Raw genomic sequence first — 14330 nt, 5'->3', positions numbered from 1 at the left:
ACAGAGGAGTGATTGATATGACCGAGACGACCAAGAAGACCGGCGTCAGCCGCCGGACGCTATTGAAAAGCACCGCGGGTCTCGCGGGCCTTGCTGCCGGCTCCGGCGCCATCACCGGCTTTCCCTACGTCATGTCGGCCGAGCCCAAGGTGCTGCGTTATCTCGGCACGGCCGTGAACGAGGGCGACGACATCTCGAAGCAGTGCCTGAAGGACACCGGCATCAAGATCGAATACATCACCGCGACCACCGACGACGTCACCAAGCGCGTGATGACCCAGCCGAACTCCTTCGACGTGCTGGACACCGAATATTTCTCGCTGAAGAAGCTGGTGCCATCGGGCAATATCCTTGCCCTCGACGCCAAGAAGATCAAGGAATTCGACAACATCACGCCTGTCTTCACCAAGGGCGAGACGCCCGGCGGCAAGAAGATCGGCAATCAGGGCACTGCGCCCTGGAAGGTGCTCTATCTCGAAGGCAAGGACTCCAAGACCTTCTCCAAAACCGCCACCGAGTTCGTCACGCTGATCCCGACCGTCTACAACGCCGACACGCTCGGCATCCGTCCCGACCTGATCAAGCGTCCGATCGGTTCCTGGTCGGAGCTGCTCAATCCCGAGTTCAAAGGCAAGGCCTCGATCCTCAACATCCCCTCGATCGGCATCATGGACGCCGCGATGGTCGTGGAAGCCACCGGCAAATACAAATATGCCGACAAGGGCAACATGACCAAGGAAGAGATCGATCTCACCATGAAGGTGATGACCGAAGCCAAGAAGGCCGGCCAGTTCCGCGCGTTCTGGAAGGATTTTAATGAGAGCGTCAACCTGATGGCATCAGGTGAAACTGTCATTCAGTCGATGTGGTCGCCGGCGGTGACCAAGGTGCGCTCGATGGGGATCGCCTGCACCTTCCAGCCGCTGAAGGAAGGCTACCGCTCCTGGGCCTCGGGCTTCTGCGTCTCCAAGGGCGTGTCCGGCGCCAAGCTCGACTGGGCGTATGAGTTCGTCAACTGGTTCCTGTCCGGCTATGCCGGCGCCTATCTCAACCGCCAGGGCTACTACTCGGCCGTGCTCTCGACCGCGAAGGCCAACATGGAGCCCTACGAGTGGGCCTACTGGATGGAAGGCAAGCCGGCCGAAAAGGACATCAAGGCGCCCGACGGCTCGCTGCTCGAGAAGGCCGGCGCGGTGCGTGACGGCGGTTCCTACGAGGACCGCATGGGCGGCGTCGCGTGCTGGAACGCCGTGATGGACGAGAACGACTACATGGTCCGCAAGTGGAATGAGTTCATCGCCGCGTGATGGATACGTCGGAAGACATCCTGCAACAGGCATCCCCGGACCTCGTCCGGGGATCGGAGACGGCGCGTCGCCCGGCGGCGGCGCGCCTGTCGGCGTCCTTCATCTCCTGGCTCCAGGCCGGGCCGATGATGCTGGTGTTTCTCGCCTTCTTCCTGATCCCGCTGGTCTTCGTCGTCATCGTCTCCTTCTGGGACTATAACGAATATCAATTGCTGCCGGCCTTCTCGGGCCGCGGCTACACCGACACGTTCGAAGGCTGCATCGCGCAGCTACCTGATCTCTGCACGATCGGGCGAACCTATGTGAAGACGTTGAAGCTCTGCGTGATGGTGTGGGCGATCACACTTTTCATCGGCTTCTGGGTCGCCTACTTCCTCGCCTTCCACGTCAAGTCCAAGACCTGGCAGATGGGACTGTCGCTGCTCTGCACGATCCCGTTCTGGACCTCCAACGTGATCCGCATGATCGCCTGGATCCCGCTGCTCGGTCGCAACGGCCTGGTGAACTCCGGCCTGGTCAAGAGCGGGCTGATCAGCCAGCCGCTGGAATGGCTGCTGTTCTCCGAATTTTCCGTGGTGCTGGCGCTGGTCCACCTCTTCACCTTTTTCATGGTGGTGCCGATCTTCAATTCGATGGTGCGCATCGACAAGTCGCTGATCGAGGCGGCCTACGACGCCGGCGCAACCGGCTTCCAGACGCTCGTCAACGTCATCATTCCGCTTGCCAAGCCCGGCATCGTGATCGGCTCGATCTTCGTCATCACCATCGTGATGGGCGACTTCATCACCATCGGCGTGATGGGTGGCCAGCAGATCGCCTCTGCCGGCAAGATCATCGAGACACGGGTGAACGCGCTGCAGTTCCCCGCGGCAGCGGCCAATGCCGTGATCCTGCTCGTCATTACGTTCCTGATCATCACCATGATGTCGCGCATCGTCGACATCAAGAAGGAGCTGTAGGCGATGACGGAGGGACGCCCGCGCTCATTCTACGTGCTCGCGATCTTCTTCGCGGCCTATGTGCTGTTTCTCTATGGTCCGATGATCGCGATCTACGTGCTGTCGTTCCAAGGACCGCAGGGCGGCCTCACCTTCCCAATGAATGGCGTGTCGACCTACTGGCTGTCCAAGCTGTTTCAGGGCACCGGCATCGTCGATCTCGGCGCGGCCTTCCGCCGCTCGCTGCTGCTTGGCATCATCGTGATGGTTGTCACCGTCGTGCTGTCGGTCGCCGCCGGCATGGCCTTCCGCCGGAAGTTCAAAGCGCAAAGCATTTTGTTCTACTCGGCGATCGCGAGTCTCATCGTTCCCTCGATCATCACCTCGCTCGGAATCTCGCTGGAATTCCGCATCATCGATGACCTGATCAAGTCACACTGGAACGAGAACTTCGAGACTTCGATGGGCCTGCTGACCTCGGGGCTTGGCGCACACCTGACCTGGACGCTCCCATTCGGCCTGCTCATCATGTTTGCGATTTTCAACCGCTTCGATCCGCGCCTTGAGGAAGCCGCGCGCGATCTCGGTGCGACGCCGTGGCAGGCCTTCCGCCATGTCGTGCTGCCGATCATTCTACCCTCCGTGATTGGCATTGGACTGTTCGGCTTCACGCTGTCCTGGGACGAGCTCGCGCGCTCCAGCCAGGCGATCGGGGCGGTGAATACATTGCCGCTCGATCTCCAGGGCCTCACCACCACCGTGACGAACCCGGACATCTATGCTTTGGGCACGGTGATCTCGGCGGTGTCGTTCGCGGTGATCACCCTTGCGCTCGGCACCATTCACATGCTGAACAAGCGGCAGGCGGCCAAAGGCTCGGACGCCGGCAAGGGGCTTGTCTGATCTGATGCGACTTCATGTCGTCAATCCCAACACCACGGCGTCGATGACGGCGAAGATCGCCGCTGCCGCGCGCGCGACCGCCCTGCCCGACACCGTGATCGATGCGCGCCAGCCGACAATGGGCCCGGTCTCGATCGAGGGGTTTTACGACGAGGCGTTTGCCGTCCCCGGCATGCTCGGCTGCATCCGCGAGGCCGACCGCGACGGCGCGGATGCCCACATCATCGCCTGCTTCGACGATACCGGCCTTGATGCCGCGCGCGCGGCGGCAAAGGCGCCGGTCATCGGCATCGGCGAAGCCGGCTTTCACATGGCGAGCCTGATCGCGGCGCGCTTTGCCGTGGTGACGACGCTCGGTGTCTCCATCGTGCCGATCGAGCACAATTTGCGGAAATACGGCCTCGCCGGGCGCTGCGCCCGCGTCCGCGCCGCCGAGGTCCCGGTGCTCGCGCTGGAAGAGCGCAATGCCGAGGCGCTCGCAAAAATCTCCACGGAGATCACGGCCGCGATCCGCGACGACCGCGCCGAGGCCATCGTGCTCGGCTGCGCCGGCATGGCCGAGCTTGCAACCGAGCTCGCCGCCCAGCATGGCCTGCCCGTGGTCGACGGCGTCGCGGCGGCGGTGACGCTTGCCGAGGGGCTGGTGCGGCTTGGGCTGAAGACGTCCCGGCTCGGGCCCTACGCAGCACCGCGATCAAAATCCTATTCCGGCCCATTCTCGCCGTTTCAGCCATGAGCTCCGCGACGATCCGGCGCCCTGATCAAATTTTATCTTTCTGTCATGAGCGACCCAAGTTTCGCCCGAAGCGTTGATAAGAATTCGGATCGGTATTTTTACGGGGTTTCCATGAAAAAGAACGATGTCACGTGCTCGGCGTGCGGGGCCGGCTTTCGGCGGCTGGAGCTGGCGACACCGCCGGCCAACAGGGGAGAGTATCGCTGTCCGGCCTGTGACGAGGTCGTTGAAACCTTCGACGGCAGCGCGTTCATCGCCTACCGCATGACGATCCAGCCTTCGATGAAGGCCGCTCGTCCCTAGAGCATGTTCCGGAAAAGTGCGAAGCGGTTTTCCGGAAAGGTCATGCTCAAACAATAACCTAAAGCGCGGTGACGATTCATCCTGATCTCATCGCGCTTTAGTGGGTCCGTGACGAACCGGGCCGTCGCAGGACGATCTATCCTACCCAAATACCCGCTCATGCCAAAGTCGGTGTGGGCGGGATTTTTATGGCCTGGCCAATCCCGAACGCCGCCGGCGCCTTTGGGATTGGGCTGACTGCGCTTTTTCCACGTGCGGCCACCTTTTTGTCCCATTTGTTGCTGAACAGTAACACTTTCGAGACGCCCCGGCCGCCCCTTGGGTTGCCGGTCTTCGCCACTCACCAAGTTTCAATTTGGGTTTTGTCAGCGATGATCGATCTCGCAGAGGACAAACCGTCCAATCCCCTCCTCCGTCTCGGCGCGCAGCCCATCGCGCTGACCGCTGCGGCCCTTGTGCTCCTGATCGTCGGCGTCACCTCGATCGCGATCTGGCGCGCCTATACCGGCGCCGCACCGGAGACCGACCGGGTGGTCGCCTCGCGGCAACTCCAGGTCCGCACGGCGCAGGCCTCCGAGCAACTCGTCGAAAAGACCAAGGGGCTGGAGGCGACCCAGCAGGAATCGATCGACCAGCTCCAAGTCGTGCAGGACCAGCTTCAGACCATGAAGCGGCTGCTGGCTTCGCAGCAGGCCGACACCAAGCGCCTGTCCGAGCAGGTCGCCAACCTGAACGAGTCCATCGACGGGTTGCGGCAATCCTTTGCCAGCGCCCGGGCCACCGAGGCCGATTCACCGTCGGTTACCCGGAGGAAACCGGTGCGTCATCATGCCAGCACGAGAAAGCGTGGCGGATCACGGGGTTGATCGGGGCGAGAACACGCCCGACGATTATTTTCACGGCTTGTGAACTGGATCACATTTGTCCGTATGATTCCGCGCGATGATGGCGGCTACCGGATGGCGTGAGCCGATTTCAATATCCGGGGCTGGCAAGGTCGTTGACGGTATACTGCGTCAACGGCCTTGTTTTTTTTAGTGGCCGGCCAGGCGTCTACGCACCTCGCAAACCCTTACTCACAGACCTGGGCGCGGCGGATTTGCCAGCCCCATTGCGTCATGACGCGCTTCCGCACGAGGTAACACGGTCCGTCATAGCCGCCGTCGCCATAGCCGGCGCCGTAATAATAGGGGTCACCGTAGGACGGGTAGCCGTAACCATAGTACCCGCCGTAATAGCCGGCGCCCGCGATGCCGGCGCCGATGGCCAGACCGGGCCAGAAGCCACCGCCGTGCCAGCCGTGGCCCCAGCCTCCGCCATGGAAACCGCCGCCACCTCCCCAATGGCCTCCGCCGCCGAAACCGCCTTGCGCCTGTGCCGCCTGAGGCACCGACAGGCCGACCACCGCGACGGCCAGTGCGGCCAACATCATCTTGCGTAACATCACTCAACCCTCCGCGTGGAAACGCTCCACACACCAAGCAGGGTCAAGGTAATGTCATTCAGGCATTCATGACAGGCGTGCTGGCTCACTTCCGCGCGAGCGTCAGCAGCCGCGGCAGATGCTCTTCATCCTCTTGTCGAGCAATTTGTTCTCGGCATTGACGGTGGCATCAGCATCTGGGTTTGCACCGGAGGCGGTGCCGGTGGTGACGCCGGGCGCCGTATTTGCACCGGACGATTGCGCCGTGCCCAGACTGTTGGTGCCGGGCGGCGGCGCCGGGGAATTGGCAACGCCAGTGGTCGATCCGGCGGCCCCGCCGGTGCCTTGAGCGAACGATACGGCCGGCATTGCAGCGAGGCCGAAGATGACGATCAAGGTCTTGATCGAAATGGTTGCGGGCGATCCGGGCATGGGAAATTCTCCTTGTGGCTCAACGGCGGCGCCAAGGGCCGGTTCCGGAACAAATCCCCTCACATCAGCTTGAAATAGGGAGGCAGCCACGATCATGCGCAAACTGATCGCGTTCGACGAGGATACGTTCGACAAGCTGAAGCAACTGGGCCGCGACAGGATGGCGACGTTTCAAGAACTCGCGGATGAAGCCTTTGCCGACCTCCTGAGGAAGCACGGCATCCCCATCGACCTCAGGGACGCCTTGCGCAAGAGCGCAAGTCTCGACAGCGAGGCGAACAAAGCAACGGCGCGCCCCAGAACCAGAAAGGCAAAATCACGATGAACGATCGCGATCCCTTTGCAGAGGGCGAGCGCGCCGCCCGCGACAACATCCCGGCCGAAGCCAACCCGTACCTCAACGGCAGCGACGAGCATGCGCTGTGGGCAGCCGGCCACGCGAAAATCGCAAGCACGATCGAAGCCCGCGAAACCGAAGGAAGCTGATCTCACCCGATCCGCTTCAGGCCTTTCTTGAAGCGCGGGCCATTGGCGACATAGAATCTCGCCGCGCTCCCCGTCTTCTGCACCTGGCCGTCGTCGAGCGTGCGGATCACGCGCGCGGGCGAGCCGATGATCAGCGAGCGGTCGGGAAATTCCTTGCCCTCGGTGATGACGGAGCCGGCGCCGACGATGCTATTGCGGCCGATCTTCGCGCCGTTCATCACGATCGAGCCCATGCCGACGAGCGCGCCCTCCTCGATGGTGCAGCCGTGCAGGATGACGTTGTGGCCGACGGTGCAGTTCTTTCCGATGACCATGGGAAAGCCGAGATCGGTATGGCAGGTCGAGCCGTCCTGCACGTTGGCGCCCTCGCCGATCTCGATCCACTCATTGTCGCCGCGCAGCACCGCGCCGAACCAGACGCTGGCACCCGGCTTCAGGCGCACGCGGCCGATCACGGTTGCGGTCTCCGCGATGAAATAGTTGCCGTCGGCGGGAAGATCGGGCGCTTGCCCGTCGAGCTCGTAGATCGCCATGGAGGTCTCCTGTCAGCCAAAGCATGACCCGAACCCGAAGGGCCGCGTTAGCGCAAAGTGTGCCGCGGTTTTCCGGAAAGATCATGCGCAAACAAAATTTGAAGCGCGATCATCGCGCTTAGGACCCTGGCATAGCGAAACGGCGGTGAAGAGGCAAAGGGCCGCCTTGCCGGCAGCCCGCGACAGCGAGTGTCAGACCAGAACGCCGGCCGCGCGCAGCGTCATCAGGAAGAAGGTGCCGCTCATCATGCTCCAGAAGCCGGCGATGACGGTCGCCATCATCACGAATTCGAAGCGGCGGCTCTCCACCCGCATCCCGCGCAGCGTGTTGCGCATGATGATGAAGGGCGCGGCGAACACCAGGAAGGGCACCGCCGCAAATGTCTTCGGGGCCACACCCTCCTGCAACAGACCGAAGCCGGCGGGCCGCTCCGCCACCGCCTGGTATCCATTCACGAGCGCACCCGCGAGCGCGAAACCGATGCAGATCGAGAAGAAGGTATTGAGAGCTTCAGGTGTCATCGGAATGGCTCCGCCTATACGCAACGCCGGTACCTTCCTGTGACAAATAGTGCCGGTTAACGCTACATTATCCTTAAGCGAGGGTTAACGGTGCCACCCGGCCCGCGCAGAGCTCTCTCCCATTCCTGGTAGCCAGGAACCTTCCGTGAAATCGCCGCCGCATGGCATATTCGCCGCTGATTCGTCGGCCGCCGGCCGACTTCTGGTTCACTCGCGCGACGTCATGACGGTGTTTTCGGCAGCCACCCCTCGCTCCCCCAGGACGCGCACCCGGGCGCATCTCATCCCGGTCGTGCTCGGCGGCGTGTTCGCGGCGAGCGCGATCGCGCTGGTCGCCTGTCTGTTGTGGCCGACCTGGAGCACCGGCGGCGCGAACGCCCCGGACAAGCTGCCCGTGAGCGTCGGCGGGACGCTGTTCAACGTGCCGACATCAGCGGTCCGGATGAAGATCCAGCGGCACACCGGACCGCAGGAACGCATCGACGTCGATTTCCTCTATCCCTCGCTGGAGCCGCCGGACGTGCCGAGGCACGTCACCGCCGACACTGTGGACGCGGCGATGCAGCCGATCGACCGCATCTTCCTGTCGGTCGCGGCGCATCACGATGCGCTCTCGCCCGAGCAGCGAACGGCCACGATCTATCCCCGTTATCTCGACCAGGCCACGGTGATACCGGAAGACGGGCTGACGATGCGGATGTTCCGAGTCGATACGCCCTATGGCAACGAGGATCTGTATTCCGGAACGAGCCCTACGCTCACCGCGCGCTGCACACGCGATGCGGTCACCCCGGGCATGTGCCTGTCCGAGCGCCGCGTCGACGGCGCCGACCTCACCTTCCGCTTTCCGCGGAGCTGGCTGTTGCAATGGCGTGACGTGGCGGAAGCGATGGACAGGCTGACGGTGCAGTTGCGCGGGCCGCGGAGCTGACGCGCGTCTCGCTTGCACGACATTGACCGGCTGATAGGCTCGTCACCGATACATCAAGCGCGGTGATCGACGTGAGCGATGCGGCAACAAACCTGCCACCGGGCGCCCAACTGCTGGGACGCGAATGGCTTGGTTTCGACGAGAGCGGGCACGCCCTGATCCGCTTCCAAGGCCAGCCCTCGTTCACCAACAGGCATGGGACGATCCAGGGCGGATTCCTGGCGGCGATGCTAGACTCCGCCACCGAGATTTGCGCGCTGGCAGCAGTCTCTCCTGACCTGACCGTGGTCACCAAGAGCCTCGATACGCGCTTCCTGAAGCCCGCAACGATCGGGCCAATCACGGCTCGGGCACAAGTCGTCGAACGAACGGAGCGCGACGTGATCGTGCAAGCCCACCTCGTCGATGCGGAGGGCATCATTGTCGCGGACGCCACAGCGCGGCTGCGGATTCTTGCGAAGAGATAGATTAATGGGGTCACGCGTCCGCGCGGCCCCATTAAGTGACACGATCGACTATTCCTGATCGACGAGATCGTCTTCGAGGATCGCCATCTGGAACTGGAACGAGCGATCATCGTCCTCGTCGTCGACGAAGAGCACGCCGATGAACTCCTCGCCGATATAGACCTCGGCGGAATCATCCTTCTTCGGCCGCGGCACGACGCGGATCTTGGGATTGCCGAATACGCGCTTCAGATACGCGTCGAGCTTCCTTACTTCCTTGACGTCCACGGCAAGTCTCCAATCGAAATCTGGGTTGGCGGGGTTTTAGGCCGAGACGCGACGAACCACCAGCACGAATTGCCAAAGAATTCGGGGACGAAAAGGGCTGGAAAACCCGGCCCTCTTCGAAGTCAAAGACCCGTATCAAATTCCCATGGCGTTGATCATCTGGTCCATGGTGCGCGACGGCTCGGCGCAGCCGGCCTCGCCGACGATCTTGGCGGGCACGCCGGCGACGGTGACATTGTGCGGCACGGGCTTCACCACGACCGAGCCGGCAGCGATGCGCGCGCAATGGCCGATCTCGATGTTGCCGAGGATCTTCGCACCGGCACCGATCAGGACGCCGTGGCGGATTTTTGGATGACGGTCCTCGTTCTCCTTGCCGGTGCCGCCGAGCGTGACGCCGTGCAGGATCGAGACGTCGTCCTCGATCACCGCGGTCTCACCGCAGACGAAGCCGGTAGCGTGGTCGAGGAAGATGCCGCGGCCGATGCGCGCGTTGGGATTGATGTCGGTCTGGAACACCGCCGAGGCGCAGCTCTGGAGATAATACGCAAAATCCTTGCGGCCCTTCAGAAAGAGCCAGTGCGCCAGGCGATGGGTCTGGATCGCGTGGAAGCCCTTGAAGTAGAGCAGGGGATCGATGAAGCGAGAGGTCGCGGGATCGCGGTCGTAGACGGCGACGAGATCGGCGCGGAAGGCGTTGCCGAGATCGGGATCGTCGCGCAGCGCCTCGTCATAGGTCTGCCGCACCAGGTCGCCCGACAGCGCCGAATGATCGAGCCGGTCGGCGAGCCGGTGGATCACCGAATCTTCCAGGCGGCTGTGATGCAGCACCGTCGAATAGATGAAGGTCGCAAGCTCCGGCTCGCGATGGACGATGTCCTCCGCTTCGCCCCGAATCCGGTCCCAGATCGGATCGAGCGATGCGAGCTTTCCTCCCGGATTGACCTGATGCACTGCCATGGGATCTGCTCTTTCGAATTGGCTCGTTTTGTTGGTTCTATAGCACAGTCTAGGCGACAAAGTCCTGGCGGGCTTGCCTGAGAGTGAACAGTGCCTTGCCCCGCGAAAGCACGCCAACGCGTTGAATCACAATAGCTTCTTCTGACGCCCCCAGCCGGCAAGGTCGGCTCAAGGTGGTCAGAGTTTTGCCAAATTCAAGCCGGGCAGCGTCAAACTATTGGTGAATTTCGTCTCAACCGTTATTGCGGGCATGGTCCAAAGGACGACGGAGCCGATTTGAGCATCACCACCGATATTTTGCGCGCCCGCGCCGCGGGGTCATTTTGGCTGCGGCTGGCCGCGGTGACCCTCCCCATCCTGATGATCGCGCCGGCGTTCTGGAACGGCTACCCCCTGCTTCAATGGGATACCGGCGGCTATCTGGCGCGCTGGTACGAAGGCTATCTCGTGCCGAGCCGCTCCACCGTGTTCGGCCTCTATCTGCACTATGGCGAGAACTCCGGGTTCTGGATCAACCTCGCCGTTCAGTCGCTGGCGACGCTGTGGCTGTTGCAACTCACCTTGCGCGTGCTCGGATTGATGCAGACGTTCCGCTTCGTCGCGATCAGCCTGCTCCTGGTCCTGTCGACAGCGCTGCCCTGGCTCGCCAGCATGCTGCTCACCGACATCTTTGCGGGATTGTCGGTGCTGTCGCTGTTTCTCCTGATCGTCGCGGGCAACCGGGTCTCGGGGGTCGAGAAAGCCTCGCTGTTCGTCTTCACGGCCTTTGCCGCCGCGACCCACAGCGCCACGCTCGGCGTGCTGCTTGGGCTCTGCGCCGTCGGCTGGATGATGCGGCCGTTGCTGGGACGCCGTCTGCCACTTGCCGGATTGACGCAGGCGAGCCTCACCATCGTCGCGGGCGGCCTGATGCTGGTATCGGCAAACCATGCGCTGTCCGGTAAATGGGCCTGGACACCCGGCGGCTACGGCGTCGCCTTCGGCCGCATGATGCAGGACGGTATCGTCGCACGCTATCTCAACGACCGCTGCCCGCATGAGAGCTTCAAGCTCTGCCCCTATCGCAATGAACTGCCTGCGACCGCCGACGACTTCCTGTGGGGCAACAGCATGTTCAACACGCTTGGCCGGTTCGAGGGCATGAACGACGAGATGGGCTACATCGTCGTGCATTCGCTCGCGGACTATCCAGCCTTGCAGGTCGAGGCGGCCTTGAGGGCGATGGGGCAGCAGTTGCTTCTTGTCGCGACCGGCGAAGGCACCACTGTCTGGATTCCACACACCTACGGCATCATCGAGCGTTACATCCCCTCGCAAGTCGCGACAATGCGCGCCGCACGCCAGCAGCACTGGGAACTCGATTTCGAATACGTCAACCGGCTGCACGTTCCCGTTGCGCTCGCCTCGATGCTGGCGCTGCTCGGCCTGCTCGCGCATGCGCTGGCAAAGCGCCGGCTGGACGATCTGACGCTGCTGGCGGCAACCGTGACGCTGGCCCTGCTCGGCAACGCCTTCATCTGCGGAATCATCTCCGGCCCGCACGACCGCTATGGCGCGCGGATGGTGTGGGTTGCAACCTTCGTGGTGCTGATGGCGCTGGCGCGCGCGTTCGGTGACGACGCACCCGCGGACGAGATCTCAGCCGCGACGTGACAGGAAATCCAGCACGCCGGTCTTGTAGACCTTGTCGCCGACCGCGCGCATGTGATCGCGGTTGGGTATGTCGAGCACTTCCGAGCCGGGGATGATCGCGCCGAGCGCGCTGGCGGAACCTGCAACGTCGTCGGTGCTGCCGACCGCGATCAGCACGGGCACGTCGATGCGCGCGGCCTCGTCCTTCCTCATGAGGTCGCGCGTGCCGCGCAGGCAGGCGGCGAGCGCGCGGCGGTCGGAGCGGGTCTGATCAGCGAATGCGCGAAACGTGCGGCCCACGGGATCGGTGACGTCATCGAGCGAGGGCGCTTCCAGCGCCTTCGCCACATTCTCGCCGGGCCCGGAGCCCTCGATCAGGCCGCCGATGCCGATGCCGCCGAGGATCGCCGAGCGCAGGCGCTGCGGCTCGTTGAGGCCGAGCCAGGCGGTCATCCGCCCGCCCATCGAATAGCCCATCATGTCGGCCTGCGGAATGCCGAGATGGTCCATCAGCGCGAGCACGTCGCCGGCCATGGTCGGGATCGAATATTGCGTAGGCTCGTAGAGCTTCGCGCTTTCGCCATGGCCGCGGTTGTCCAGCGCGATCGCGCGGCGGCCGTTCTTGCGCAGCTCCGAGACCCAGGTCGGATAGACCCAGTTCACGTTCTTGCTCGAGGCAAAGCCGTGGACCAGGATGATCGGATCGCCCTCGCCTTCGTCGAGATAGGCAATTTCAACGGCGCCGTTGTGAAAGCTCGGCATCACATATTCCGCAGTGTTGAGGGGAAAGGCTGATCTTAAACCTTGAGGGCCGCGCTTGCCAGAGCGGCCTCAGCGGCAATCTGCGCGCGGCGAAGCCTGCGCGCCCGCCTGCGATCGCACCAGGCTTGCGTGAGGCGCTCGGTCGTCGCCTTGATCGATGACAGAAGGCCGAACAGCGTCAACGCCGCGCTGAACAGCCAGAGCGCGAGATCGAACGCGCCGCCGACGAGCAGCAGCGCGCCGCGGCCAAGAAGCTTCATGATCGCACGGGTCTTGCTGCCCTGCGCCTCCGCAAGCCGCGCCGCACGCGCGACGTCCTTCGGGCCCTCGGCGATGCGCAGCGTATCCATGGCGCCGCGCGTGCCGGTCTTCTCGGCAACGCGCGTGACATCCTTGCCGAGCCGAACCAGCGCCCCGGCCTTCTCGACGCGGAACGCGGCCTTGATCGCGCTCACGGTCTCGCCCGGGCGCAGCACCGAGCCGGAGGCGACCGCGTTCTGGAGCATCGGCGTGTCGACCACTTCGCGTGCGGACCTGCCGGCCCATGCGGCGAGTCCCTCGCCGAGCCGCCCGACTTTCCGCGCATCCTTCACCAGCGTCAGCCCGGCGCGCACCGGCGCCGCGCCGCCGACCGACACATAGGTCGCGGCGGTCACCGCAAGGCCCGCGGTTGCAAGGCCCAGCACCAGACGGTCGGTGTCTTCACCCATGGCGAGATGCTTGCCCTCGCGCACGACGTCCCTGATGTCGCCGATCACGAAGAGATCGCCCGCCACCGTGCCGGACAGGCTCGCGACATCGTCGGCGCTGCCGGTAACGAGCCCGGTGGCGAAGCGCTTTGCGAAATGCGAGCTGGAGCCCTCTTCCTTGACCGCATCGCTGACGCGGCTCAGGACGTCGTCGGGAAGCGCGATGTTGCGGTCGCGCGCGAGCGTAACAAAACTGTCGGCGAGGTCGGCGTCGCCCGCCGCAAGCGCGGCCTCGATATTGTCCTGAACCAGAAGGTCGTTTTGCCGCAGAACCGCGTCGAGCTTCAGCTCGGACAACGCGGCCGGATCATCCTGGGCGGCAAAGATGGCGCCGGCCTCGCGGGCATGCGGTACTACCTGCGCGAGCATAACGCCGCATGCCGCGATCCCGGTCAACGCTGTGCTGATTCGCAGCCACTTCATGCTGAAAGCCTGGACATTCGCAGGATCATTTGCTCCTGATGGTTCGTCTTTTGCCGCAATTGCGCGCGCGCACAGACATAGTATGCCAAAATTGCGACACAACGTCCCCGACGAAAGAAGGGCTTTTCTCAGGCCGCAAGATTGTGTCGAATTTGCATGAGCAAATGAGCATGGGGCATTGCGAACCTTTCGGTTCCGCTGGACTAGCAATCATCTGCACCCGTCAGTATGGTCCGCGACGCCTCAAAGATGCCGCGTCAGTTGTTGATTGTGTCTGCCGCCATTGCCACTCCAGGATGAGTTACGATGTCCGATCATGTCGTCCCGCACTTCCACAACGATGCCGGTGTTCCCGTCATCGAGATCGGCTCGCAAGAGTTCATGTGCGTCGGCGCCAACCCTCCGTTCGACCATCCGCACGTCTTCCTCGACCTCGGCAACGACAACGAAATCATCTGCCCCTACTGCTCGACGCTGTACCGCTTCGCTGCCGACCTGAAGGCGGGCGAAGCCCGTCCGCCGGAATGCGTCCTGAAGGACAAGGTGGCCTGACCGG

20 protein-coding genes are annotated in these 14330 nt (G+C 63.2%); 12 read left to right on the top strand and 8 right to left on the bottom strand.

The genetic code is table 11. The features are described 5' to 3' along the window. Positions 1-17 precede the first annotated feature (17 nt). From ABIB73_RS17700 to ABIB73_RS17675, 6 genes are all read left to right on the top strand, one after another. Entirely contained in the window at positions 18-1307 is a 1290-nt protein-coding gene (locus ABIB73_RS17700; RefSeq protein ID WP_354225679.1) for an ABC transporter substrate-binding protein, read from the top strand. Next, on the top strand, positions 1307-2266 hold the full coding sequence (locus ABIB73_RS17695) for an ABC transporter permease (protein ID WP_354225948.1): 960 nt from the start codon (positions 1307-1309) through the stop codon (positions 2264-2266). The genes ABIB73_RS17700 and ABIB73_RS17695 overlap by 1 nt, the downstream gene beginning before the upstream one ends. A 3-nt stretch (positions 2267-2269) precedes the next feature. Continuing rightward, complete coding sequence (locus ABIB73_RS17690; RefSeq protein ID WP_354225677.1) at positions 2270-3148, top strand: ABC transporter permease; 879 nt, start codon at positions 2270-2272, stop codon at positions 3146-3148. 4 nt (positions 3149-3152) lie between these two features. After that, positions 3153-3884 (top strand): aspartate/glutamate racemase family protein, encoded by a 732-nt coding sequence (locus ABIB73_RS17685; RefSeq protein WP_354225946.1) that lies wholly within the window; start codon positions 3153-3155, stop codon positions 3882-3884. 111 nt (positions 3885-3995) lie between these two features. Then, positions 3996-4187 carry a hypothetical protein gene (locus ABIB73_RS17680; protein ID WP_354225675.1) on the top strand — a complete coding sequence of 64 codons (192 nt, stop codon included), beginning with the start codon at positions 3996-3998 and terminating at the stop codon, positions 4185-4187. A 371-nt stretch (positions 4188-4558) separates the two neighbouring features. After that, positions 4559-5053 (top strand): hypothetical protein, encoded by a 495-nt coding sequence (locus ABIB73_RS17675; protein WP_354225674.1) that lies wholly within the window; start codon positions 4559-4561, stop codon positions 5051-5053. Positions 5054-5259: 206 nt separating this feature from the next. On the opposite strand, the gene ABIB73_RS17670 is transcribed toward ABIB73_RS17675, so the two are convergent. Both ABIB73_RS17670 and ABIB73_RS17665 read right to left on the bottom strand, forming a co-directional pair. After that, positions 5260-5631 carry a hypothetical protein gene (locus ABIB73_RS17670; RefSeq protein ID WP_354225944.1) on the bottom strand — a complete coding sequence of 124 codons (372 nt, stop codon included), beginning with the start codon at positions 5629-5631 and terminating at the stop codon, positions 5260-5262. 102 nt (positions 5632-5733) lie between these two features. Next, the gene (locus tag ABIB73_RS17665) at positions 5734-6042 is read right to left on the bottom strand and encodes a hypothetical protein (RefSeq protein WP_354225942.1); all 309 of its coding nucleotides are present in this window, start codon (positions 6040-6042) and stop codon (positions 5734-5736) included. A gap of 94 nt (positions 6043-6136) precedes the next feature. On the opposite strand from ABIB73_RS17665, the gene ABIB73_RS17660 reads away from it, so the two are divergent. Then, entirely contained in the window at positions 6137-6367 is a 231-nt protein-coding gene (locus ABIB73_RS17660) for a hypothetical protein (RefSeq protein ID WP_354225673.1), read from the top strand. Beyond that, positions 6364-6528, top strand: a complete 165-nt coding sequence (locus ABIB73_RS17655) for a hypothetical protein (protein WP_354225671.1) — start codon at positions 6364-6366, stop codon at positions 6526-6528. Before ABIB73_RS17660 ends, ABIB73_RS17655 begins: the two co-directional genes overlap by 4 nt. A gap of 2 nt (positions 6529-6530) precedes the next feature. Here the strand turns inward: ABIB73_RS17655 and ABIB73_RS17650 are convergent, their stop codons facing one another. Together ABIB73_RS17650 and ABIB73_RS17645 are read right to left on the bottom strand one after the other, a co-directional pair. Further along, entirely contained in the window at positions 6531-7061 is a 531-nt protein-coding gene (locus ABIB73_RS17650; RefSeq protein ID WP_354225669.1) for a gamma carbonic anhydrase family protein, read from the bottom strand. 192 nt (positions 7062-7253) lie between these two features. After that, positions 7254-7583 (bottom strand): DUF6949 family protein, encoded by a 330-nt coding sequence (locus ABIB73_RS17645; RefSeq protein WP_354225667.1) that lies wholly within the window; start codon positions 7581-7583, stop codon positions 7254-7256. 223 nt (positions 7584-7806) lie between these two features. Between ABIB73_RS17645 and ABIB73_RS17640 the strand changes: the two genes are divergently transcribed. After that, entirely contained in the window at positions 7807-8514 is a 708-nt protein-coding gene (locus tag ABIB73_RS17640; RefSeq protein ID WP_354225940.1) for a hypothetical protein, read from the top strand. A gap of 71 nt (positions 8515-8585) precedes the next feature. Then, complete coding sequence (locus ABIB73_RS17635; RefSeq protein WP_354225665.1) at positions 8586-8981, top strand: PaaI family thioesterase; 396 nt, start codon at positions 8586-8588, stop codon at positions 8979-8981. 48 nt (positions 8982-9029) lie between these two features. Here the strand turns inward: ABIB73_RS17635 and ABIB73_RS17630 are convergent, their stop codons facing one another. Both ABIB73_RS17630 and cysE read right to left on the bottom strand, forming a co-directional pair. Continuing rightward, the gene (locus ABIB73_RS17630; RefSeq protein WP_007602550.1) at positions 9030-9248 is read right to left on the bottom strand and encodes a DUF3126 family protein; all 219 of its coding nucleotides are present in this window, start codon (positions 9246-9248) and stop codon (positions 9030-9032) included. A 135-nt stretch (positions 9249-9383) separates the two neighbouring features. Next, on the bottom strand, positions 9384-10208 hold the full coding sequence (gene cysE / locus ABIB73_RS17625; protein WP_354225663.1) for a serine O-acetyltransferase: 825 nt from the start codon (positions 10206-10208) through the stop codon (positions 9384-9386). 276 nt (positions 10209-10484) lie between these two features. Between cysE and ABIB73_RS17620 the strand changes: the two genes are divergently transcribed. After that, positions 10485-11861, top strand: coding sequence for a hypothetical protein (locus tag ABIB73_RS17620; protein WP_354225661.1), 1377 nt, complete (start codon positions 10485-10487; stop codon positions 11859-11861). On the opposite strand, the gene ABIB73_RS17615 is transcribed toward ABIB73_RS17620, so the two are convergent. Together ABIB73_RS17615 and ABIB73_RS17610 are read right to left on the bottom strand one after the other, a co-directional pair. Next, positions 11847-12602: an alpha/beta fold hydrolase gene (locus tag ABIB73_RS17615; protein ID WP_354225659.1), complete on the bottom strand. Its 756-nt coding sequence runs from the start codon at positions 12600-12602 to the stop codon at positions 11847-11849. The genes ABIB73_RS17620 and ABIB73_RS17615 overlap by 15 nt on opposite strands. A gap of 35 nt (positions 12603-12637) precedes the next feature. After that, positions 12638-13774, bottom strand: coding sequence for a hypothetical protein (locus tag ABIB73_RS17610; protein WP_354225657.1), 1137 nt, complete (start codon positions 13772-13774; stop codon positions 12638-12640). A 306-nt stretch (positions 13775-14080) separates the two neighbouring features. On the opposite strand from ABIB73_RS17610, the gene ABIB73_RS17605 reads away from it, so the two are divergent. Continuing rightward, positions 14081-14326, top strand: a complete 246-nt coding sequence (locus ABIB73_RS17605; protein ID WP_007602543.1) for a zinc-finger domain-containing protein — start codon at positions 14081-14083, stop codon at positions 14324-14326. Positions 14327-14330 lie beyond the last annotated feature (4 nt).

Source organism: Bradyrhizobium sp. F1.4.3 (assembly GCF_040548375.1).
Lineage (GTDB): Bacteria > Pseudomonadota > Alphaproteobacteria > Rhizobiales > Xanthobacteraceae > Bradyrhizobium.
This window is presented reverse-complemented; position numbering and strand designations above follow the sequence as displayed.

What these genes read in the sequence shown, in the direction of transcription:
- ABIB73_RS17700 (WP_354225679.1), top strand. Translation starts at nt 18, where the DNA reads ATGACCGAGACGACCAAGAAGACCGGCGTCAGCCGCCGGACGCTATTG.
- ABIB73_RS17695 (WP_354225948.1), top strand. Translation starts at nt 1,307, where the DNA reads ATGGATACGTCGGAAGACATCCTGCAACAGGCATCCCCGGACCTCGTC.
- ABIB73_RS17690 (WP_354225677.1), top strand. Translation starts at nt 2,270, where the DNA reads ATGACGGAGGGACGCCCGCGCTCATTCTACGTGCTCGCGATCTTCTTC.
- ABIB73_RS17685 (WP_354225946.1), top strand. Translation starts at nt 3,153, where the DNA reads ATGCGACTTCATGTCGTCAATCCCAACACCACGGCGTCGATGACGGCG.
- ABIB73_RS17680 (WP_354225675.1), top strand. Translation starts at nt 3,996, where the DNA reads ATGAAAAAGAACGATGTCACGTGCTCGGCGTGCGGGGCCGGCTTTCGG.
- ABIB73_RS17675 (WP_354225674.1), top strand. Translation starts at nt 4,559, where the DNA reads ATGATCGATCTCGCAGAGGACAAACCGTCCAATCCCCTCCTCCGTCTC.
- ABIB73_RS17670 (WP_354225944.1), bottom strand. Translation starts at nt 5,631, where the DNA reads ATGTTACGCAAGATGATGTTGGCCGCACTGGCCGTCGCGGTGGTCGGC.
- ABIB73_RS17665 (WP_354225942.1), bottom strand. Translation starts at nt 6,042, where the DNA reads ATGCCCGGATCGCCCGCAACCATTTCGATCAAGACCTTGATCGTCATC.
- ABIB73_RS17660 (WP_354225673.1), top strand. Translation starts at nt 6,137, where the DNA reads ATGCGCAAACTGATCGCGTTCGACGAGGATACGTTCGACAAGCTGAAG.
- ABIB73_RS17655 (WP_354225671.1), top strand. Translation starts at nt 6,364, where the DNA reads ATGAACGATCGCGATCCCTTTGCAGAGGGCGAGCGCGCCGCCCGCGAC.
- ABIB73_RS17650 (WP_354225669.1), bottom strand. Translation starts at nt 7,061, where the DNA reads ATGGCGATCTACGAGCTCGACGGGCAAGCGCCCGATCTTCCCGCCGAC.
- ABIB73_RS17645 (WP_354225667.1), bottom strand. Translation starts at nt 7,583, where the DNA reads ATGACACCTGAAGCTCTCAATACCTTCTTCTCGATCTGCATCGGTTTC.
- ABIB73_RS17640 (WP_354225940.1), top strand. Translation starts at nt 7,807, where the DNA reads ATGACGGTGTTTTCGGCAGCCACCCCTCGCTCCCCCAGGACGCGCACC.
- cysE (WP_354225663.1), bottom strand. Translation starts at nt 10,208, where the DNA reads ATGGCAGTGCATCAGGTCAATCCGGGAGGAAAGCTCGCATCGCTCGAT.
- ABIB73_RS17615 (WP_354225659.1), bottom strand. Translation starts at nt 12,602, where the DNA reads ATGCCGAGCTTTCACAACGGCGCCGTTGAAATTGCCTATCTCGACGAA.
- ABIB73_RS17610 (WP_354225657.1), bottom strand. Translation starts at nt 13,774, where the DNA reads ATGAAGTGGCTGCGAATCAGCACAGCGTTGACCGGGATCGCGGCATGC.
- ABIB73_RS17605 (WP_007602543.1), top strand. Translation starts at nt 14,081, where the DNA reads ATGTCCGATCATGTCGTCCCGCACTTCCACAACGATGCCGGTGTTCCC.